Annotated in this window: 23 protein-coding genes; 14 read left to right on the top strand and 9 right to left on the bottom strand. The window is 65.3% G+C overall.

Features of this window, described 5'->3' with window-relative positions; all coding sequences use genetic code 11:
• Positions 1–158: 158 nt before the first annotated feature.
• Positions 159–1,043, top strand: coding sequence for a sugar nucleotide-binding protein (locus PVA39_RS17735; RefSeq protein WP_274125175.1), 885 nt, complete (start codon positions 159–161; stop codon positions 1,041–1,043).
• On the top strand, positions 1,036–1,965 hold the full coding sequence (locus PVA39_RS17730) for an NAD-dependent epimerase/dehydratase family protein (RefSeq protein WP_274125174.1): 930 nt from the start codon (positions 1,036–1,038) through the stop codon (positions 1,963–1,965). Before PVA39_RS17735 ends, PVA39_RS17730 begins: the two co-directional genes overlap by 8 nt.
• Positions 1,966–2,144: 179 nt before the next feature.
• Here the strand turns inward: PVA39_RS17730 and PVA39_RS17725 are convergent, their stop codons facing one another.
• From PVA39_RS17725 to PVA39_RS17705, 5 genes are all read right to left on the bottom strand, one after another.
• On the bottom strand, positions 2,145–2,837 hold the full coding sequence (locus tag PVA39_RS17725; protein WP_274125173.1) for an OmpW/AlkL family protein: 693 nt from the start codon (positions 2,835–2,837) through the stop codon (positions 2,145–2,147).
• A gap of 121 nt (positions 2,838–2,958) precedes the next feature.
• Positions 2,959–3,480 carry a DUF3299 domain-containing protein gene (locus PVA39_RS17720; protein ID WP_274125172.1) on the bottom strand — a complete coding sequence of 174 codons (522 nt, stop codon included), beginning with the start codon at positions 3,478–3,480 and terminating at the stop codon, positions 2,959–2,961.
• A 57-nt stretch (positions 3,481–3,537) separates the two neighbouring features.
• Positions 3,538–4,800 (bottom strand): ABC transporter permease, encoded by a 1,263-nt coding sequence (locus PVA39_RS17715; RefSeq protein ID WP_093505540.1) that lies wholly within the window; start codon positions 4,798–4,800, stop codon positions 3,538–3,540.
• Position 4,801: 1 nt separating this feature from the next.
• Positions 4,802–5,509, bottom strand: a complete 708-nt coding sequence (locus PVA39_RS17710) for an ABC transporter ATP-binding protein (RefSeq protein ID WP_274125171.1) — start codon at positions 5,507–5,509, stop codon at positions 4,802–4,804.
• Between the two features lie 128 nt (positions 5,510–5,637).
• Positions 5,638–6,210: a DUF2796 domain-containing protein gene (locus PVA39_RS17705; protein ID WP_274125170.1), complete on the bottom strand. Its 573-nt coding sequence runs from the start codon at positions 6,208–6,210 to the stop codon at positions 5,638–5,640.
• 131 nt (positions 6,211–6,341) lie between these two features.
• On the opposite strand from PVA39_RS17705, the gene PVA39_RS17700 reads away from it, so the two are divergent.
• The gene (locus tag PVA39_RS17700) at positions 6,342–6,695 is read left to right on the top strand and encodes a hypothetical protein (protein WP_274125169.1); all 354 of its coding nucleotides are present in this window, start codon (positions 6,342–6,344) and stop codon (positions 6,693–6,695) included.
• A gap of 203 nt (positions 6,696–6,898) precedes the next feature.
• On the opposite strand, the gene trxA is transcribed toward PVA39_RS17700, so the two are convergent.
• The 3 genes from trxA to PVA39_RS17685 are packed head-to-tail and all read right to left on the bottom strand — an operon-like array spanning position 6,899 to position 8,930.
• Positions 6,899–7,771, bottom strand: coding sequence for a thioredoxin (gene trxA, locus PVA39_RS17695; RefSeq protein ID WP_274125168.1), 873 nt, complete (start codon positions 7,769–7,771; stop codon positions 6,899–6,901).
• A gap of 59 nt (positions 7,772–7,830) precedes the next feature.
• Positions 7,831–8,493, bottom strand: coding sequence for a 50S ribosomal protein L11 methyltransferase (locus tag PVA39_RS17690; RefSeq protein WP_274125167.1), 663 nt, complete (start codon positions 8,491–8,493; stop codon positions 7,831–7,833).
• On the bottom strand, positions 8,490–8,930 hold the full coding sequence (locus PVA39_RS17685) for a YbaY family lipoprotein (RefSeq protein ID WP_093505528.1): 441 nt from the start codon (positions 8,928–8,930) through the stop codon (positions 8,490–8,492). Before PVA39_RS17685 ends, PVA39_RS17690 begins: the two co-directional genes overlap by 4 nt.
• Positions 8,931–9,078: 148 nt before the next feature.
• On the opposite strand from PVA39_RS17685, the gene nrdR reads away from it, so the two are divergent.
• The 11 genes from nrdR to PVA39_RS17630 all read left to right on the top strand — a co-directional run bounded on the left by nrdR (position 9,079) and on the right by PVA39_RS17630 (position 17,518).
• Positions 9,079–9,543 carry a transcriptional regulator NrdR gene (gene nrdR / locus PVA39_RS17680; RefSeq protein WP_013789794.1) on the top strand — a complete coding sequence of 155 codons (465 nt, stop codon included), beginning with the start codon at positions 9,079–9,081 and terminating at the stop codon, positions 9,541–9,543.
• A 1-nt stretch (position 9,544) separates the two neighbouring features.
• Entirely contained in the window at positions 9,545–10,663 is a 1,119-nt protein-coding gene (ribD, locus tag PVA39_RS17675) for a bifunctional diaminohydroxyphosphoribosylaminopyrimidine deaminase/5-amino-6-(5-phosphoribosylamino)uracil reductase RibD (protein ID WP_274125166.1), read from the top strand.
• Positions 10,664–11,330: 667 nt separating this feature from the next.
• A complete protein-coding gene (locus tag PVA39_RS17670) occupies positions 11,331–11,792 on the top strand; it encodes a 6,7-dimethyl-8-ribityllumazine synthase (RefSeq protein ID WP_027909461.1) in 462 nt (153 codons plus the stop codon).
• A 12-nt stretch (positions 11,793–11,804) separates the two neighbouring features.
• Positions 11,805–12,467, top strand: a complete 663-nt coding sequence (locus PVA39_RS17665) for a riboflavin synthase (protein ID WP_147176954.1) — start codon at positions 11,805–11,807, stop codon at positions 12,465–12,467.
• 13 nt (positions 12,468–12,480) lie between these two features.
• Complete coding sequence (gene ribBA, locus PVA39_RS17660) at positions 12,481–13,572, top strand: bifunctional 3,4-dihydroxy-2-butanone-4-phosphate synthase/GTP cyclohydrolase II (RefSeq protein WP_274125165.1); 1,092 nt, start codon at positions 12,481–12,483, stop codon at positions 13,570–13,572.
• A 98-nt stretch (positions 13,573–13,670) separates the two neighbouring features.
• A complete protein-coding gene (ribH, locus tag PVA39_RS17655) occupies positions 13,671–14,147 on the top strand; it encodes a 6,7-dimethyl-8-ribityllumazine synthase (protein WP_013789799.1) in 477 nt (158 codons plus the stop codon).
• Positions 14,144–14,623, top strand: coding sequence for a transcription antitermination factor NusB (gene nusB, locus PVA39_RS17650; RefSeq protein ID WP_013789800.1), 480 nt, complete (start codon positions 14,144–14,146; stop codon positions 14,621–14,623). Before ribH ends, nusB begins: the two co-directional genes overlap by 4 nt.
• Before the next feature lie 5 nt (positions 14,624–14,628).
• Entirely contained in the window at positions 14,629–15,594 is a 966-nt protein-coding gene (thiL, locus tag PVA39_RS17645; RefSeq protein ID WP_274125164.1) for a thiamine-phosphate kinase, read from the top strand.
• Complete coding sequence (locus tag PVA39_RS17640; RefSeq protein WP_274125162.1) at positions 15,587–16,120, top strand: phosphatidylglycerophosphatase A family protein; 534 nt, start codon at positions 15,587–15,589, stop codon at positions 16,118–16,120. Before thiL ends, PVA39_RS17640 begins: the two co-directional genes overlap by 8 nt.
• 15 nt (positions 16,121–16,135) lie before the next feature.
• Positions 16,136–16,858, top strand: coding sequence for a substrate-binding periplasmic protein (locus tag PVA39_RS17635; protein ID WP_274125182.1), 723 nt, complete (start codon positions 16,136–16,138; stop codon positions 16,856–16,858).
• Between the two features lie 15 nt (positions 16,859–16,873).
• Entirely contained in the window at positions 16,874–17,518 is a 645-nt protein-coding gene (locus tag PVA39_RS17630; protein ID WP_274125161.1) for a retropepsin-like aspartic protease family protein, read from the top strand.
• 31 nt (positions 17,519–17,549) lie between these two features.
• Here the strand turns inward: PVA39_RS17630 and PVA39_RS17625 are convergent, their stop codons facing one another.
• Entirely contained in the window at positions 17,550–18,824 is a 1,275-nt protein-coding gene (locus PVA39_RS17625; RefSeq protein ID WP_274125160.1) for a cation:proton antiporter, read from the bottom strand.
• Positions 18,825–18,987 lie beyond the last annotated feature (163 nt).

Genomic DNA, 18,987 nt, shown 5'->3' with positions numbered 1-18,987 from the left:
AGGCGCGTCAGGATAAAGCCCGGTGATGACGCCGAGGGGTAAAAACAGCAAAATGCAGGCCATGGGGCTGAACCATTCGGGCTCTGCCAAGAGTCGGCTGGCCGTGCAGCATTGCCGGGCGTCGGCTCAAATCTGATTGTGGAGCTTCTAGTTTCGTTATGCGCATGCGCCTGTTGTTGCTGGGTGGTGGCAGTACGCTGGGCCGGGCGTTGATTCGCCTGGGCGCCGAGGAAGATATCGGTTTTCTCGCCCCGCGCCCGCCGACCCAGGGTTGGGATGCCGCCAGCCTGACTCAGTTGGTCGACGATACCCGCCCTGATGCGGTGATCAACCTCGCCTACTATTTCGATTGGTTTCAGGCCTCCAAGGTCGGCGTCGAGCGTTTCGCTGCTCAGGAACGCGCCGTCGAGCGCCTGGCCGAACTCTGCCAGCACCATGATATTCGCCTGCTACAGCCTTCCAGCTATCGGGTGTTCGATGGCGCCCGCGCCACGGCCTACAACGAGAAGGACGAAACCCAGCCACTGAGCACACGCGGTCAGGTGTTGGTGCGCATGGAACAGAGCGTGCGCGCGCTGTGCCCACGCCATGTGCTGCTGCGCTTCGGCTGGATTCTCGATGACAGTCCGGACGGCCTGCTGGCGCGTTTTCTGGTGCGTGCCGAGCGCGACAAGGCGCTGTTCCTGGCCGATGATCGGCGGGGCAACCCGACGCCGGTGGACGATGCCGCGCGGGTGATTCTCGCCGTACTCAAGCAGCTCGATTGCGCCGCCCCGCTATGGGGTACCTACCATTACGGCGGCCACGAGGCGACCACCGCCCTGGCGCTGGGGCAGGCGATTCTCAGCGAAGCCCGTCACCTGCGGGAAAACCTGCTGGAAGAAATTTGCGGCCAGGCCCATGCCGCCCGCGGCGATGCCTCCGATGAACCGCAGCACGGCGTACTGGCGTGCAAGAAAATCCTTCACACCTTCGGCGTCAAGCCGCGCGCCTGGCGTGCTGGCCTGCCGAGCCTGCTGGAGCAGTATTACCGCCATGTCTGATCAACCCGTTCTCGTCACCGGCGGCGCCGGCTTTATCGGCTCCAATCTGGTCGACGCCCTGTTGGCGCGCGGGCACAGCGTGCGCGTGCTGGACAACCTGTCCATGGGCAAGCTGAGTAATCTGCCGCTCGATGATGCTCGTCTGACCTTCATCGAAGGTGACGTGGCCGATGCCGCGCTGGTCAGTCGCGCGGTGGCCGGCTGCAGCGCCGTGGTGCACCTGGCCGCGGTGGCGTCGGTGCAGGCCTCGGTGGACGATCCGGTCAGCACCCACCAGAGCAACTTCATCGGCACCCTGAACATCTGCGAAGCGATGCGCGAGCATGGTGTGCGTCGTGTGGTCTTTGCCTCCAGCGCCGCGGTTTACGGCAACAACGGCGAAGGCGTGGCCATCGACGAGGATACCGCCAAGGCGCCGCTGACACCCTACGCTTCGGACAAGCTGGCCAGCGAACATTACCTGGAATTCTACGCGCGGCAGCACGGGCTGGAACCGGCGATTTTTCGCTTCTTCAACGTGTTCGGCCCGCGCCAGGATCCATCCTCGCCGTATTCCGGGGTGATCAGCATCTTCACCCAGCGCGCCCAGCAGGGCTTGCCGATCAGCGTGTTCGGTGACGGCGAGCAGACCCGCGACTTCTTCTATGTCGCCGATCTGGTCGAGCTGCTGCTGCAAGCACTGGACGCCAGGCAGCCGCCACCCGGTGCGGTTAACGTCGGCTGGAACCAGGCGGTGAGCCTCAAAGAGTTGCTGACGCAGATCGGTCAGCTGCTCGGTGGCCTGCCGCTGGTGACGCATCTGGACGCACGAGCCGGCGATATCCGCCATTCCCGTGCCGACAATGGCCGCCTGGCGAGCGAGTACCGGCTGCCGGTGCAGACCTCGCTGCGTGATGGATTGGCGGCGTTGCTCAATAGCTGAGTCGTTAAGCGCTGCATAGCAAAAAGCCGGCGATGCCGGCTTTTTGCGTCTTGGAGTTGGTGAGCCTAGCGCTGAACCTGTGAGAGCGCGCCGTGCGCGCGAATCGCGGGCATCGACTAGGCGTCCCCGGCCGCTCGCACAAAAGCAGATCGCTGTCAGCCCGCTTCTTCGAGCTGTCCTTAGAACTTGTAACCCAACCCCACCATGTACACGAACGGATCCACATCCACGTCGACCTTGGCGCGCACGCCCAGGGCGGTGTTGTCCACATAGGCGGTGGTGTCGATGTCGATGTAGCGAGCCTGGGCGTTGATCATCAGGTTGTCGGTGAGCATGTAGTCGGCACCGATCTGCCAGGCCAGGCCCCAAGAGTTCTTGGCGCGGAAGTTGTCGAAACCGGCTGACGAGGCGCCGCTGCCCACGTGTTCGTCATAGATCCAGGTGTAGTTGATGCCGCCGCCGACGTAGGGCTGGAAGGCCGACTTGGCGTCGAGCGGGTAGTACACCAGGCTCAGGGTCGGCGGCAGGTGCTTGAGGGTACCGAGTTTGCCGTTGGCGGCGTCCAGCACGGTGCCCTTGATCTTCACGTCATGCTCGAACGGCGTGGCGGCGAGCAGTTCGACGCCCAAATGGTCGGTCAGCATGTAGGCGAAGTTCAGGCCCAGCTGGGTGTCGCTGCTCATGGTCGCCTTGCCGCCCAGATCGGTGCCCGCCAGGCCGCCGCGGTCGACCTTGATCGAGGAGCTGTCCGCATCGGGGTTGACGGTGATGGCGCCGGCGCGTACGAGAATGTCACCGGCCTGGTGCGCCTGGGCAACGGGGGGCGCCAGCGCCAGGGCGATCAGCGAGGCAGAGAACAGCGACTTGTACATGGTGAGCTCCTAACGGTCATTCGAATCATCTCGGATGGCGTCAGGGTAAGGCGCTGGGTGAAGCGCCTGTTGACTCAGCTCAATAGCTGGCTAAGCAAGGGTGCGACGGTTTGTCACGATGTCAGTTGGCCGGCAGTTCGTAGGGATAGATTTTGTCCGCCGCCAGCTGATAGCCGACCTCGGCCAGTTCGCTGCTGCTGTGCTCGACCTTGAGCGGGCCTTCGACCCAGAAGGGCTGGTACAGCGTGTCGAGCAGCACGCCCAGTTCGGTGTTGACGTGGATGATCTGGTTGGACGGCGGCGGAGGCACGTGGATGCAGGCGCCGAAGTAGGGCACCAGCAGGAACTCGGTCACGCGGCCTTCTTCGGTGACGTCCAGCGGTACGATGTAGCCGGGGATCTTGACGTTCTGGCCGTCCATTTCCTTGACCACCGGTGCTGACGGGAACTGCTGCAACGAGGCGGCGCCACCCTCGGACAACGCATCGCCCAACTGCGACATGTCGTGCATCGGTGTCATCTGCGGCATCTGGGGCGGCGCGTCCTTGGGGATCAGCTCCTGCCAGTTCAGGGTACGCAGGTCGTCAGCCCAGAGCGGCGAGGCCAGGGCGAGAAGCAGAGCGGTAAGCAGGACGCGACGCATGACACTACCTTTGAATTGGAAAACGAAGCCGGGCTGATCAGGCCCGGCTTCACACAGTCACAGCCGGATGGAGAGCCCATCCGCTAACGACTGCCGATACGCACGCCAGGCCGGCACACAGCCCATCAGCAGGGCGGCCGCCAGAATAGCGCCGAGCAGCGTCCACTCATAGGGCGTCGGCGCGCTAAGCGGCAGATACAGGCCGTAGTTGGCCTGCACGTAGCCCTGGGCACCGGTGATGCCGGCATACAGCAGAGCAGTGCCGGCCACCACGCCGGCCACCGCCAGTGAGAAGGCTTCAAGGATCAGCAGGCTGGCGACATGCCAGGGCCGCGCGCCGACCGAGCGCAGAATGGCCATCTCTCGACGCCGTTCATTGAGGCTGGTGAGAATCGCCGTGAGCATGCCGATCAGGCCGGTCAGCACCACGAACAGCGAGACCACGAACAGCGCCTTTTCCGCCGTGCCCATCAGGCTCCACAGCTCCTGCAGGGCTACACCAGGGAGGATCGCCAGTAGCGGCTCGCCGCGGTATTCGTTGACTTCGCGCTGTATGGCGAAGGTGGCGATCTTGCTCTTCAGGCCGAGCATCGCCGCGGTGATCGCCTTGGGCTGTAAATCCATGTGGCGCGCCTGTTCGGCGCTGACCTTGCCGGCGCCGCGGGCCGGTACGCCGTTCTGCCAGTCGACGTGCAATGCCTCCATGCCTTCCAGGGATATGTGCAGGGTGCGGTCCACCGGCGTGCCGGTGCGGGCGAGGATGCCGCTGACCACGAAGGGTTTGTCGTCGTGCTGCTGCAGGCTGATGGCCGCGACCCCGTGAGACAGCACGATCTTGTCGCCGAGCTTGTAGTGCAGCGCCTCGGCCACTTCGGCGCCGAGCACCACGTCGAACAGGTCGTGGAAGCGTTCGCCCTGGGCCAACTGCAAGGATTGGCCCCGACCGTAGTGGTAGTGGTCGAAGTAGTCCTGGTTGGTGCCCATCACCCGGTAGCCGCGGTGCGAATCACCCAGTGAAATCGGAATTGCCCAGTCGACCTGAGGGTGGGCCGCGAGCTTCTCGAAACTGTCCCAGCGGATGTTGTTGGTGGCGTTGCCGATGCGGAACACCGAGTAGAGCAGCAGGTTCACGCTGCCGGAACGGGCGCCGACGATCAGGTCGGTGCCGCTGATGGTGTTGGCGAAGCTGGTGCGCGCCTCGGTGCGCACGCGCTCCACCGCGAGCAGCAGGCACACCGAAAGGGCGATGGCGAACACCGTGAGCAGTGCGGTGAAGCGGCGGTTGGCCAGGCTGGCCAGGGCAAGTCGTAACAGGAACACCTCAGACCTCCTGGGGTTTGCTGGCGCGGTTCAGTTCACCCAACGACAGGCTGCGGTCGAACAGCGCGGCCAGGCTCTGGTCATGGCTGACGAACAGCAGGCTGGCGCCGACATCGCGGCATTCGCCGAACAGCAGTTCGAGAAACGCCTGGCGCGCATCGGCATCCAGCGCCGAGGTCGGCTCGTCGGCGATCACCAGCTCCGGTTGGCCGATCAGCGCGCGGGCGGCGGCGACGCGTTGCTGCTGGCCGATGGACAGCGAATCGGCGCGGCGCTCCAGCAGTTCCGGGCGCAGGCCCAGGTGCTCCAGCAGCTTGCCGGCGGCCTCGCTGACGCTGCCGTAGCGCTGGGCGGCGCGCTCGGCCCGCAGGCGGGAAAAGCGGCACGGCAGCTCGACGTTGTCGCGCACGCTCAGGAATGGCAGCAGGTTGAACTGCTGGAAGATGTAGCCGGTGTGGTCGACGCGAAAGCGATCGCGGCGGGCCGCCGAGAGCGTGGCGAGGTCTTCGCCCAGCAGGCGAATGCGGCCGCGGCCGGGTTTCTGTACGCCGCCGAGCAGGCCGAGCAGGGTGGTTTTGCCACTGCCGCTGGGGCCCTTGAGAAACAGGGTCTCGCCGCGTTGCAGGTGAAAATGGGGGATGTCCAGAAGCTCGTCCTGGCCGGGCCAGGCGAAGCCGAGGTCAGTGAGTTCGATCAGTGCTGTGGTCATGGGGACTGCTGGAGCTGGAGAGAAAAACAGCAAGTGTGCCAGTCATGGCCACGAAATGCTGAGCCAGAGGGTGTTGCCGAGCGTGTGCAACAGCCGATGCCGCGTGGTGACGGCATCGGCATGGTCGGTCAGAAGCTCAGGCGCGGGTTGGCCGGGGTCGACTCGACGCCCTGCTGGCCGTTCGGGCCGATCAGCTGCACGTTGATCTTCTGGGTGGCCGGGAATTGCTTGTAGAAGGCCGACAGGTCGAGGATCTTCAGCTCGCCCGGCTGCTTGCAGGTGAAGCTGTAATCGGCATCGATGTCGCTGTGCTCGTGGTGATGTTCGGCGCCGTCGGCATGCTCGTCGTGGTCGTGGTCGGCTTCGGCGTTGCCGAACAGCGGGCTGCGCACTTCGTTTTCGCTCAGGCTGCAGCCGGCTGCGGCGGGCAAGCTGAACAGGGTCTGGGGTTTTTCAAGTACCGCGCGGGCGGCGGCAACGGTCTTCTTATCGGCATCGCTGGTCGCGGCATGCTCGAAGCCGACGATGTTCATGGCCGGGCTTTCCAGCTCGATTTCCAGGGTGCTGCCCTCCAGGGCCACGTTCAGCGTGGCGACGCCGTGTTCGTGTTTGCCGAGGCTGCCGTGTTCATGTTCATCGTGGGCCTGGGCGGCGGCCAGGGGCAGCAGGGCGAAGGGCAGGGCAAGCAGCAGGTGGCGCATGGAAAGCTCCGGGGCGGAAGGGGGTTGCAGGAATTGATACGTTATAACAAATTTATGCTCCTTGGTAGAGCCTCCTTGGTTTGCCCGCCTGGTCGTGGGAGCATGGCGCGTCGATTTGGGTGGAGGCAGATATGGTGCGTATTCGTGGGCGGATCGGTGATTGGCCGGTGGACCTGACGGTGGAGCTGGACCCTCAGGATTGGGCGCAGCTGGCGGCTGCTGTGCCGGTGGCGTCTGCGCAGAGCCCGGCGACAGCCACCTCAGCCCCAGCGCAGGCCGATCAGGATGCTCAGTGGCAGACGGTGCTGGAGTTGCTGCGCCGCGCCGGGCGTATCGAGGGGCCGCAGCTCATGGCGCAACTGGCGGCGCTGGCCGGCGGGGAGGTGGCGGGCAAGCGCCTGCTGGTTCGCCTGCGCCATTGTGATCAGGTGCGCATGGAGACCGGCGCCGATGCGCCGGTTTATTGTTGGGTGGGAGAGGTGTAGGTCAGCTGCCTGGGTAATCTGAGCATGCGTACGGGCAACTACTAGGCGAAAGCAGACATTGTTGTTTTACCCGTGGGAACGGGCCATGCCCGTGATTTTTCGCGGGCATGGCCCGCTCCCACAGATACTGCGCCGATGCCTGCTACCCCCGCGTTGCAGTCAAAATAGCTAAAGTCCGGCAAGAAGATCGTGGACAGGTGTCCTCAGTACAGCGCCTGATACACCCGACGACGGTAGGTGGTGACCAGCGGATTGTCGTTGCCGAGCAGGTCGAATACCTGCAGCACGGTCTTGTGTGGCAGGCCGTCGGCGTAATTGCGATTGCGCACGAACAGCTTCAGCAGGCCATCCAGCGCCGGCTCGTATTGCTGGCGGGCGAGTTGCTGGATGGCCAGCTGATAAGCCGCTTCGTCGTCCTCGCCGTTCTGCGCCAGGCGGCTTTTCAGCGTGGCGGCGTCCGGCAGGTCGGCGGCCTGGCGCAGGAAGGTGATCTGCGCACGGGCACCGGCAAGTGCCTGCTTGTGCTCATCACCTTTCACGGCGCCCAGCACCTGCTCGGCCTCGTTCAGCTCGCCACGTTCGGCCACGCAGCGGGCGTAGAGAATCAGCGCGGCGGCGTTCTCGTTGTTTTCCGTCAGCAGTTCCTTGAGCGCGGCTTCGGCTTCACCGATGCGGCCGTCGGCGAAAGCGTTTTGTGCCACTTCCAGCAGGTCGGCCTGGGGCGCCGGTGGCTCAGCGACGTGGGGCTGCAGCAGGGCGCGAATCGCCGACTCCGGTTGAGCGCCCTGGAAGCCGTCGACCGGCTGGCCGTTCTTGAACAGCACCACGGTCGGCAGGCTGCGAATGCCGAAGCGCGCGACGATGTCCTGCTCGATATCGCAGTTGACCTTGGCCAGCAGCAGCTCGCCCGCGTAGCCCTCGGTGATCTGCGCCAGTACCGGCATCAGCGCCTTGCAGGGTGCGCACCACTCGGCCCAGAAATCGACGAGCACCGGTTTGTTGAACGAGTTCTCGATCACCAGTTGCTCAAATTGGGCGGCGCCATTGATATCGAAGATGTAGGGGGAGTCGCTCATGGTCGGTCTCTGTCCGGGCGAAAATGGGTGTGACTATAAATGTGGGCGCCGCTGCAAGGCTACAAGGGGGCTGTGGCAGCGTGATACAGGCTGACGTGACGGAAGGTTTCCGGCTCGGCCAGGTCGGGCCAGGTACACCCCTCCAGCCCGGCGATGCGCCGATAGCGCGGATGATTGAAATCGCGCACTCGGGAGTCGGCTACCAGCACTTCGCGGGCATGTTCCAGCACGCGGTCGAGCAGGGGCAGGTTACTGCGGTCGTAAAGCACGTCGGCGACGATGGCCAGGTCATAGTCGCGCGGCTCGCTGAACAGGTCGCTGGAATAGGCCAGTTCCACGCCATTGAGCGCGGCGTTGGCGCGGCAGGCCGCCAGCGCCAGTGGGTCCAGGTCGCAGGCCACCACTTGGGCAGCGCCGGCGCGGGCGGCCGCGATCGCGGCGACGCCCGAGCCTGTGCCCAGGTCCAGCACCCGCTTGCCGCGCACCCACTCGGGGTGGCGCGCCAGCCAGTCGACCAGCACCAGGCCACTGGCCCAGCAGAAGCACCAGTACGGCGGTTCTTCGAGAATGCGCCGGGTTTCCTCGGGACTGAAGCAGCGGTCCATATTGGCCGGGTCGATCAGCCATAGGCGCACATCGCTGCCCGGCAGCGTGGTGGTAGTCAGCCGGGCATCGCCGAGCAGTTCACCCAGCGCGGCCTGCAGGTGTGGTGGTGGGGTCACAGCGCCGGCGTCACGCGGATCTCGCCGAGCGACTGGCTTTGCGGCTCACGGATCAGCTGGTTGGGCATGTGCAGCACCAGCTTGGCGGATTGATGCACGCGCCCACGCAGCTCCACGCGGATGCCCTGATTGAAGTTCTCCGGGTTGAACGGCAGGCTGAACGGCAGCGGCGCGCCGGTGCCACGCAGCTGGATATTGCCGAGCAGCTTGTGGGGCAGGCCGCGATCGTTGATGGTCAGCAGCGCTAGTTCCACCTCGGCGCCGGCGGGCACGTCCAGCAGGGTGCCGGTGAGTTCGCGCAGATGGGCCGGCAGTGGCGCGGGCTCTTCCTTCTTCACCACTGGCGGTACCGGGGCAGGAGCAGGCGGTGGTGCTTCGCCTGCGCAGGCGGCGAGCAGGGCGGCAAGGCAGAGCGGGGCGAGCGGGCGCAGTGGCATCGGATGATCCTGAAGGGCGGGCAATGCCCCGGATTCTCGCTAGAGCCGGCGGTGAATGCAAAGGAAAGCGCCCGCTCTGGTGCGCTTGGCGCCAGAAGGTGTTGATGCGCTACCATGCGGGCTTTCCTGCCAGTGACCGTTTCCCGCCATGCACTGCCCGTTCTGCTCCGCCAACGACACCAAAGTCATCGATTCGCGTCTGGTCGCCGAGGGTGATCAGGTGCGTCGCCGCCGCGAATGCCTGGCCTGCGGCGAGCGCTTCACCACCTTCGAAACCGCCGAGCTGGTGATGCCGCGCCTGATCAAGCAGGACGGCAGCCGCCAGCCCTTCGACGAAGACAAGCTGCGTGCCGGCATGCAGCGTGCACTGGAAAAACGCCCGGTGAGCGTCGAGCGGCTGGAAGCGGCCATCGCCCATATCAAGCATCGGTTGCGCGCCACCGGCGAGCGCGAAGTCAAGTCACTGGTGCTCGGCGAGCTGGTGATGACCGAACTGCAGAAGCTTGATGAAGTGGCCTATATCCGCTTCGCCTCGGTGTACCGCCGCTTCCAGGACCTCAACGAATTCCGCGAGGAAATCGACCGTCTTTCCCGCGAGCCGAATCAGGATTGAGATGAGCAACAGCGATCACGCCTACATGGCGCGCGCCCTCGAACTGGCGCGCAAGGGTCTGTATTCCACCCACCCCAATCCCCGTGTCGGCTGCGTGATCGTGCGCGACGGCAAGATCGTCGGCGAAGGCTGGCACGCCAAGGCCGGCGAGCCCCATGCCGAGGTTCATGCGCTGCGCCAGGCCGGTGACAAGGCCCGTGGTGCTACCGCCTACGTGACCTTGGAGCCGTGCAGCCACCACGGGCGTACGCCGCCGTGCGCCGATGCACTGATCGCCGCCGGCATCACCCGCGTGGTCGCCGCCATGCAGGACCCTAATCCGGAAGTCGCCGGGCGCGGCCTGCTGCGCTTGATGAATGCCGGCATCGCCGTGCAGGGCGGCGTGCTGGAGGCCGAGGCGCGGGCGCTGAATGCGGGCTTTATCAAGCGTATGGAAACCGGCCTGCCGCTGGTGCGTGTGAAATTGGCGATGAGCCTGGACGGGCGCACCGCCATGGCCAGTGGCGAAAGCCAATGGATCACCGGGCCGGCGGCGCGTGCCGCGGTGCAGCGCCTGCGTGCGCGTTCCAGCGTGGTGCTCAGCGGCGCCGATACCCTGCTGGCCGATGGCGCGCGGCTGACCGTACGCCCGGACGAACTGGGCCTGGGCGCCGAGCTGACTGCACTGGCCCAGGCGCGGCCGCCGCTGCGCGTGCTGGTCGATGGGCGCCTGCGGGTGCCGCTCAGCGCGCCGTTCTTCCAGGCAGGCCCGGCGCTGGTCGCCACCTGCGCAGCGGCCACCTCGCGCTGCCGTTATTTGGATGACGGCCACGAGCTGCTGGCCATGCCCGGCAGCAACGGTCATGTCGATCTGCGTAAGTTGCTGCTGGAGCTGGCCGCGCGTGGCGCCAACGAAGTGCTGGTCGAGGCCGGGCCGAAACTGGCGGGCGCCTTTGCCCGGCTGGGGCTGGTCGACGAGTACCAACTGTTCGTTGCGCCCAAGTTCCTCGGCTCCAGCGCGCGGCCGCTGCTCGACCTGCCGCTGGCGCGTATGGCCGAAGCGCCAGCCCTGAAGATCGTCAACATGCGTGCCGTGGGCGACGACTGGCGCATCATCGCCGTGCCTGATCGCGCGAGCTGAACGCACAGCTTGTAGCCTGTTCGCGATCTTTCTGGGCATACGTACGGGCGGCTACGAGGCAAAAGCGGCCATCGGCGCAGTATCTGTGGGAGCGGGCCATGCCCGCGACTTTTCGCACGCATGGCGCGCTCCCACAGTGGATCGGGGAGCGCCCGTTCCGCCGCATTGCCGTCAAATAGATAAAGCCCGGCGCGAAGGTCGTGAACAGCCTCTTGGGCATGGCCGCCGTGCGCTAGCGCAGCATCTGTGGTAAAACGCCTGTCGGCTGCGACACGCAGCCACACGTTCTCAGGGCGGGGTGTAATTCCCCACCGGCGGTAATGGTGCCAAGAACCTGTTTTAGATCTGCTGCGCGTCGGCCATACGGCGTTGAAATTGGGCTCGGGCTGCTCATTTACAGCCTGTAAACTCCGTGCCCTCGCCCAATTTCGCCTTGTCTGGCGCTAGCTCACGAGATCTAAACTCAGGTTCTACCTAGCCCGCGAGCGCCCGGTACGGCACCAGCCGCCCGGGGACGAGCAGATCCGGTGCGATTCCGGAGCCGACGGTATAGTCCGGATGAAGAGAGAGCGGGATTGCCTGGTCAGGTGGCCTTCCGGCTGCTGCATGTCCGTACCATCCCTATCGATCCAAGCTGCCCTGTTTTAACCATAAACAGGAGTCGAACATGTCCACCTCTAACAGCGTACGCCGGGTCGCCTTCGTGCAGGCCTGCTGGCACCGCGAAATCGTCGATCAGTCGCGGCACGCTTTCATCGAAGAAATGCAGCGCCAGGGTTACGCGGCCAGCGAAATCGATTGCTTCGAAGTCGGCGGCGCCTTCGAAATCCCTCTGCACGCCAAGCGCCTGGCCAAAAGCGGCCGCTACGCCGGTATCGTCGCTGCCGGGTTGGTGGTCGACGGTGGTATCTACCGCCACGAGTTCGTCGCCCAGGCGGTGATCGAGGGCCTGATGCAGGTGCAACTGGACACCGACGTGCCGGTGTTCTCGGCGGTGCTCACGCCTCATCATTTCCATGCCGGCGAAGAGCATCAGACGTTCTTCCGCGAGCATTTTCTGGTCAAGGGCGCCGAAGCGGCGCGCACTTGCGCCGACACGCTGCGCAAACTCAAAGAATTGCCGGTCTGACGAGGAGCCTTTATGTTCACCGGAATCATCGCATCCATCGGCAGCATTGCCGCCATCACCCCCAAGGGCGGTGACGTACGCGTATACGTGAAGACCGGCAAGCTGGATCTGGGTGACGTCGTCCTGGGCGACAGCATCGCGGTCAACGGCGTGTGCCTGACCGCCGTCGAGCTGCCGGGCGACGGCTTCTGGGCCGATGTCAGCCGCGAAACCCTGGCGCGTACCGCCTTCGTCGACCTGAAGACCGGCAGCCGGGTCAACCTGGAAAAGGCCCTGACACCGACCACGCGCCTGGGTGGCCACCTGGTCAGCGGGCACGTCGACGGCGTTGGCGAGATCGTCTCCCGTGAGGAGAACGCCCGCGCCATCCAGTTCAAGGTGCGCGCGCCGCGCGAGCTGGCCAAGTACATCGCTCACAAGGGCTCGATCACCGTCGATGGCACCAGCCTGACGGTCAACGCCGTCGATGGCGCCGAGTTCGAGCTGACCATCGTGCCGCACACCCTGGCTGAAACCATCATGGCCGACTACCACGCCGGGCGTCGGGTCAATCTGGAGGTCGATCTGCTGGCCCGTTACCTGGAGCGTCTGCTGCTCGGTGACAAGGCTGCCGAGCCGAGCAGCTCCGGGCTGACCGAAGGTTTTCTCGCCGAACACGGCTACCTGAAGCATTAAGGACACCGCCACCATGGCACTCAACAGTATCGAAGAGCTGGTCGAAGACATCCGCGCCGGCAAGATGGTCATCCTCATGGATGACGAAGATCGCGAGAACGAAGGCGACCTGATCATCGCCTCCGAATGCGTGACCGCCGAGCACATCAACTTCATGGCCCGCTTCGCCCGTGGCCTGATCTGCATGCCGATGACCCGCGAGCGCTGCGAAACCCTCAAGCTGCCGCTGATGGCGCCGCGCAACGGCTCCGGCTTCGGCACCAAATTCACCGTGTCCATTGAAGCGGCCGAGGGTGTGACCACCGGCATTTCCGCCGCCGACCGCGCGCGCACCGTGCAGGCCGCGGCGGCCAAGAACGCGGTGGCCGAAGACATCGTCAGCCCCGGCCACATCTTCCCGCTGATGGCCCAGCCCGGCGGCGTGCTGGCTCGTGCCGGCCACACCGAAGCGGCCTGCGATCTGGCGCGCATGGGCGGTTATGAGCCGAGCGGGGTGATCTGCGAGATCATGAACGACGACGGCACCATGGCCCGCCGTCCGGAACTGGAAGAGTTCGCCGCCAAGCACGGCATCAAGATCGGCACCATCGCCGACCTGATCCACTACCGCATGCTCCATGAGCGCACCGTGCAGCGCATCGCCGAACAGCCGCTGGACAGCGAGGTCGGCCACTTCAACCTGGTGACCTACCGCGACTCGGTGGAAGGCGACGTGCACATGGCCGTGACCCTGGGCACCATCTGCGCCGAAGAGCCGACCCTGGTGCGCGTGCACAACATGGACCCGATGCGCGACCTTCTGATGGTTCGTCAGCCGGGCCGCTGGAGCCTGCGTGCGGCGATGACCGAAGTGGCCGAGGCCGGCAGCGGCGTGGTGCTGTTGCTCGGCCATTCCCTGGGCGGCGACGAAGTGCTGGCGCATATCCGCGAAGCGGGCGGCAACACCACGGCCAAGGCGCCGAGTACCTATAGCACCGTGGGCGCAGGTTCGCAGATTCTGCGTGATCTGGGCGTGCGCAAGATGCGCCTGATGAGCGCACCGATGAAGTTCAACGCGATATCCGGTTTCGACCTGGAAGTTGTAGAATACCTGCCCCCCAAATAATGGGGCGACCGCGATGGGCCGATTCCGCCCCATCGCCTATATTTTCGGGGCCTGCAGCGGCGGGCCCTGGCTCTTTAAAGACAGCTCGAGAACTCGCTATGACACTCAAGACCATCGAAGGTACTTTCATCGCTCCCAAGGGTCGCTTCGCCCTGGTGGTTGGCCGCTTCAACAGCTTCGTGGTCGAAAGCCTGGTCAGCGGCGCGGTCGACGCCCTGGTTCGCCACGGCATCAGCGAAGACGACATCACCATCATCCGCGCACCGGGTGCCTTCGAAATCCCCCTGGTTGCCCAGAAAGTCGCCCAGCGTGGCGAGTTCAACGCCATCATCGCCCTCGGCGCGGTGATCCGCGGCGGCACCCCGCACTTCGAATATGTGGCCGGTGAGTGCACCAAGGGTCTGTCCCAGGTGTCCATGGAGTTCGGCGTACCGGTTGCCTTCGGCGTGCTGACCGTCGATTCCATCGAGCAGGCCATCGAGCGTTCCGGCACCAAGGCCGGCAACAAGGGCGCCGAAGCCGCGCTTTCCGCTCTGGAAATGGTCAGCCTGCTGGCGCAGTTGGAGGCCAAGTGAGCCAGAACGACAACAAGCCAGCCAAGAAAGGCCCAAGCCCCAAGCTGCTGGCTCGCCGTCAGGCGCGCACCCTGGCCATGCAGGCCCTGTACTCCTGGCATATCGCCGGCCAGGCGCTCAACGAGATCGAAGCGCAGTTTCGCGTCGACAACGATTTCAGTGCGGTCGACGGCGCCTATTTCCACGAGATCCTGCACGGCGTGCCGCGCCAGAAGAGCGAGATCGACGCCCTGTTCGAGCCGCTGCTCGACCGCCCGCTGGACGAGATCGACCCGGTCGAGCTGTCCATCCTGCGCCTGTCCACCTACGAGCTGCGTAACCGCATCGACGTGCCGTACCGCGTGGTGATCAACGAAGGCATCGAACTCGCCAAGGTGTTCGGCGCCACCGACGGTCACAAGTTCGTCAACGGCGTGCTCGACAAGCTGGCGCCGACGCTGCGCGCCGACGAAGTCCGCGACTTCAACAAGCGCTGAGTGTCTTGGGCGAGTTCGAGCTGATTCGTCACTACTTCGCCGCAGCCGCCTGTGCGCAGGCGGCCGATGGTGTGGTGCTGGGAATCGGCGATGACTGCGCCCTGCTCGAGATGCCGGCCGACGAGCAGCTGGCAGTGTCCACCGACACCCTGGTAGCTGGTGTGCATTTTCCGGCCGACGCGCCAAGTGAGCTGCTTGGCCAGCGTGCCCTGGCCGTTTCGGTCAGTGACCTGGCCGCCATGGGCGCAACGCCCCTGGCCTTTACGCTGGCACTGACCCTTCCCGAGGTTTCCCCCGACTGGCTGGCCGACTTCACGGCTGGGCTGGAGCGCATGGCGCGTCAATGTGGCGTGAGCCTGGTTGGTGGCGACACCACCCGAGGGCCGCTGAGCCTGACCCTTACCGTATTCGGCCGTGTGCCCGTCGGCCTGGCGCTGACCCGCGCCGGCGCGCGCCCGGGTGATCTGCTCTGTGTGGGCGGTACCCTTGGCAATGGCGCCGGCGCGCTGCCGTTCGTGCTCGGCGAGCGGGCCGAGCAGGTGCAGAGTGCCGAGCTGCTGGCCCACTACTGGTCGCCGGCGCCGCAGCTACAGCTCGGCCAGGCCCTGCGCGGCCTCGCTACCGCGGCGCTGGATATCTCGGACGGCCTGCTCGCCGACTGCGGGCATATCGCCCAGGCGTCCGGCGTGGCTCTGTTCATCGAAGAGGCGCAGCTACCGCTGGGCAAGGCTCTGGTAGCCTGCGTGGGCGACGAAGCGGCTCGCCAGTTGGCGCTCGGTGGTGGCGACGACTATGTGCTTGCCTTTACCCTGCCTGCCGAGAAACTGGACGTGCTGCGCGCCATGGGCCAGCCTGTATGGGTGATCGGTCGCGTCGAGGCCGGACAGGGCGTGCATCTTCTGGACGCCGAAGGCCGCGTCATCAAGCCACGGTACAGTGGCTACCAACATTTCGGATCGAACCGTGACTGATCATCCCAAGCAAGTCCCCGCCGAATTCGTACCACCTTCCGTGTGGCGCAACCCCTGGCATTTCCTGGCCTTTGGCTTCGGTACCGGCACCCTGCCCAAGGCGCCTGGTACCTGGGGCTCGCTGGCGGCCGTGCCATTCATTCCCTTGTGGCAGATGCTGCCGGACTGGGGCTATTGGCTGATGCTCGGCATCACCATGCTGTTCGGTACCTGGTTGTGCGGCAAGGTGGCCGACGACCTGCGCGTGCACGACCACGAAGGCATCGTTTGGGACGAAATGGTCGGCATGTGGATCACCCTGTGGCTGGTGCCCGACGGCTGGGGCTGGATTCTGGTGGGGTTCCTGATGTTCCGCTTCTTCGACATCATCAAGCCCTGGCCAATTCGCTGGATCGACCGCCACGTGCACGGCGGCTTCGGCATCATGCTCGACGACGTACTGGCCGGGGTGTTCGCCTGGCTGGCCATGCAATTGCTGGTCTGGGGCTGGGCCAATGGCCTGGCTGCCAGCATCGGCCTGGCCTGATCCGGAGACGGTATGATGCGCGGACTGTGGTTGGCCCTGATGATGTCGCTCAGCCTCTGCGCGCAGGCTGACAACCAGGTGCCGGCCAGCATCCGCATGGCCAGCGACGTGTGGATCGACCGCATCAACCCGGATGGCACCGGCCTATCCTGGGACGTACTGCGCAAGGTCTTCGAGCCTGCCGGAGTAAGGCTGGACATGCAGATCGTGCCCTACACCCGTTCCATCGGTCTGGTGAAGCGCGGCGAAGCCGACGCTTGGGTAGCGTCGTACCAGAACGAAGTCAGCGGCGGCGTGGTGTACCCGACCTGGCATTACGACTCGGACCTGATCAGCGCCCTGAGCCTTGCCAGCAAGCCTGAGCCCGATCAGGCCCAGCTCGGCCGCTCGCGCCTGGTGTGGATGCGCGGCTACGAGTATCAGCGCTATATTCCCGGCCTCACCCACTACAACGAATTGCAGCGGCGCAGCGGTATCCTGTCGATGCTCGATCAGGGCCACGCCGACTACTACATCGACGCCCGCCCCGAGGTCGAACAGGTGCTTGCCGGCGCCGAGCAGCCCGGTAAATACCGTGCCACCGACCTGCTGCGCCTGCCGCTGTATATCGGCTTTTCCGATACACCACGTGGCCGCGCGCTGGCCCAGCTGTTCGATCAGCGCATGGCCGAGCTGGTCGAGAAAGACGAGCTGCGCGCGATTTTCGAGCGTTGGGGCCAGCATTACCCCTTCGAATAGCCGGGAGAGGCACGGATGCGTCGAGTGATGATGGTCATGGCAGGCCTGTTGGTCGCGCCGCTACTGCTGGCTGCTACGCCGGTTCAGGTGGTCGGGTTGTTCCCCGGTGCGGCGGTGCTGTCGGTGGACGGCCAGCGCAAGCTGGTGCGCGTCGGCCAGGCCGGCCCAGGCGGCGTGCAGGTGGTCAGTGTCGACAGCCGCAGCGCCGTGCTGCGCGTCGACGGTGTGGAGCGCAGTTACGGCCTGAGCCGCGAATACAACACCTCAGGCGTCGCCGCGCCGCAGAAACAGACCCTCAGCATCGCTCGCAGCAACGGCGGCCACTACTGGGCCGAAGGCGCGATCAATGGCCGCGCCCAGCAGTTTCTGGTCGATACCGGCGCCACCTCCGTGGCCCTCAATGAAAATCATGCCCGCCGCCTGGGCATCGACTATCGCACCCGCGGCCAGCCGATTCAGGTCAACACCGCCAGCGGCACGGCCAAGGGCTGGCGGGTGACCCTCGACAAGGTCAGCGTCGGCTCGCTGCAGGTGCTGGGTGTCGAGGCGGTGGTGCTCGAAGGCGCCTCGCCGAGCGAGGCGCTGCTGGGCATGAGCTTTCTCAATCGCGTCGGCTGGCGGGTGGAAAACAACCTGCTGGTGCTCGAGTCACGTATCTGAACGAGGCGCGTATCTGCGCGCCCCGATTGCGTCAGTGGTGATCCGTGACTGCTGCCTTGGGCTGGTCACGGTACAGCCGGCTGACCAGTGGGCCGATGGACAAACCCTGCAGCAGGATCGAGGTGAGCACGACGATGTAGGTCAGGCTCAGCAGCAGGTCGCGCTCCTCGCCCAGCGGCAGTGACAGCGCCAGGGCCACCGACACACCACCGCGCAGCCCGCCCCAGGTGAGGATGCGGATCGCCCCGTGGGATACCTGGCGGCGCCCGCCGGCACGCCGGCGCATCACGAACACCGCTGGCGCCACGGTCAGCAGGCGCGCTACCAGCACCGCGCCACCTAGCACGAAGGCGGCGATGATGTGCAGCCAGGAGAACGGCAGGAGCAGCAGTTCCAGGCCGATCAGGGCGAATAGCAGGGCGTTGAGAATCTCGTCGATCAGTTCCCAGAAACCGTCCACGTAGCGGCGTGATTCGTCCGACATGGCGTGCTTGCGCCCCAGGTTGCCGATGATCAGGCCGGCCACCACCATGGCGATCGGCCCGGAGACGTGCAGCCGCGCCGCCAGTGCCGCGCCGCCGAATACCAGCGCCAGGGTCAGCATCACCTCGACCTGGTACTGGTCGATGCTGCGCAGCATCAGCAGCACGCCATAGCCCAGCGCGGCGCCGACCAGCACACCGCCCACCGCCTCGTGAACGAACAGCCAGCTCACCGTACCCAGGGTCGGCGTGCTGCCCAGTTGCAGGATGCCGAACAGGATGGTGAACACCACCACTGCGGTGCCATCGTTGAACAGCGATTCGCCGACGATGGTGGTGGCCAGCGGCTTGGGTGCGCCGGCCGACTTGAGGATGCCCATCACCGCAATCGGGTCGGTGGGCGAGATCAGCGCGCCGAACAGCAGGCAGTAGATGAAGTCCACGTGCCAGCCGAACAGGGCGAAGATGTAGAACGCCAGGGTACCGATCACACTGGTGGCGATCAGCACACCGACGGTGGCCAGCAGGCCTATGGGCCATTTGTAGCTGCGCAGATCGCTCAGGTCGACGTGCAAGGCGCCGGCGAACAGCAGGGCCGGCAGGAACCAGGTCATCAGGATGTCGGAGAAGTCGATGCGGCGGATGATCTGCTGCGCCTCGATTTCGATCAGCGGGTAACCGAGCTGGCTCAGACCCTGGGCGATCAGCGAGAAGATCAGCGCGGTGGCCATCACGCCGATGGTCGGCGGCAGGCGGATAAAGCGGTAATTAACGTAGGTGAGCAGCGTGGTGAGGACGATAAAGGCGGCGACGAGGTCGAGCACGGGGTCTCCTTTGAGCGTTGGTGTTCGCCATCCCGGCGACACCCTGGAAGCCCGATCATACCTGGCTTGTAACCAGATGTGTGGCGCCTGATGAATGCCGTTCCATGGCAGAACGATGGCAAAAGAGGGGAACCGAAGCGGCGCAACACGGGTCGATCAAGCG

It is taken from the genome of Pseudomonas sp. CNPSo 3701, from assembly GCF_028674975.1.
In the GTDB taxonomy this organism is placed as follows: domain Bacteria; phylum Pseudomonadota; class Gammaproteobacteria; order Pseudomonadales; family Pseudomonadaceae; genus Aquipseudomonas; species Aquipseudomonas straminea.
This window is presented reverse-complemented; position numbering and strand designations above follow the sequence as displayed.

Bases quoted from the DNA above. Each gene is read 5' to 3' on its own strand.
- ribD (WP_274125166.1), top strand. From the start codon at position 9,545: ATGAGCAACAGCGATCACGCCTACATGGCGCGCGCCCTCGAACTGGCG.
- PVA39_RS17630 (WP_274125161.1), top strand. From the start codon at position 16,874: ATGCGTCGAGTGATGATGGTCATGGCAGGCCTGTTGGTCGCGCCGCTA.
- PVA39_RS17670 (WP_027909461.1), top strand. From the start codon at position 11,331: ATGTCCACCTCTAACAGCGTACGCCGGGTCGCCTTCGTGCAGGCCTGC.
- PVA39_RS17700 (WP_274125169.1), top strand. From the start codon at position 6,342: ATGGTGCGTATTCGTGGGCGGATCGGTGATTGGCCGGTGGACCTGACG.
- PVA39_RS17705 (WP_274125170.1), bottom strand. From the start codon at position 6,210: ATGCGCCACCTGCTGCTTGCCCTGCCCTTCGCCCTGCTGCCCCTGGCC.
- ribBA (WP_274125165.1), top strand. From the start codon at position 12,481: ATGGCACTCAACAGTATCGAAGAGCTGGTCGAAGACATCCGCGCCGGC.
- nrdR (WP_013789794.1), top strand. From the start codon at position 9,079: ATGCACTGCCCGTTCTGCTCCGCCAACGACACCAAAGTCATCGATTCG.
- PVA39_RS17730 (WP_274125174.1), top strand. From the start codon at position 1,036: ATGTCTGATCAACCCGTTCTCGTCACCGGCGGCGCCGGCTTTATCGGC.
- trxA (WP_274125168.1), bottom strand. From the start codon at position 7,771: ATGAGCGACTCCCCCTACATCTTCGATATCAATGGCGCCGCCCAATTT.
- PVA39_RS17725 (WP_274125173.1), bottom strand. From the start codon at position 2,837: ATGTACAAGTCGCTGTTCTCTGCCTCGCTGATCGCCCTGGCGCTGGCG.
- PVA39_RS17710 (WP_274125171.1), bottom strand. From the start codon at position 5,509: ATGACCACAGCACTGATCGAACTCACTGACCTCGGCTTCGCCTGGCCC.
- PVA39_RS17685 (WP_093505528.1), bottom strand. From the start codon at position 8,930: ATGCCACTGCGCCCGCTCGCCCCGCTCTGCCTTGCCGCCCTGCTCGCC.
- PVA39_RS17635 (WP_274125182.1), top strand. From the start codon at position 16,136: ATGCGCGGACTGTGGTTGGCCCTGATGATGTCGCTCAGCCTCTGCGCG.
- ribH (WP_013789799.1), top strand. From the start codon at position 13,671: ATGACACTCAAGACCATCGAAGGTACTTTCATCGCTCCCAAGGGTCGC.
- PVA39_RS17720 (WP_274125172.1), bottom strand. From the start codon at position 3,480: ATGCGTCGCGTCCTGCTTACCGCTCTGCTTCTCGCCCTGGCCTCGCCG.
- PVA39_RS17735 (WP_274125175.1), top strand. From the start codon at position 159: ATGCGCATGCGCCTGTTGTTGCTGGGTGGTGGCAGTACGCTGGGCCGG.
- PVA39_RS17665 (WP_147176954.1), top strand. From the start codon at position 11,805: ATGTTCACCGGAATCATCGCATCCATCGGCAGCATTGCCGCCATCACC.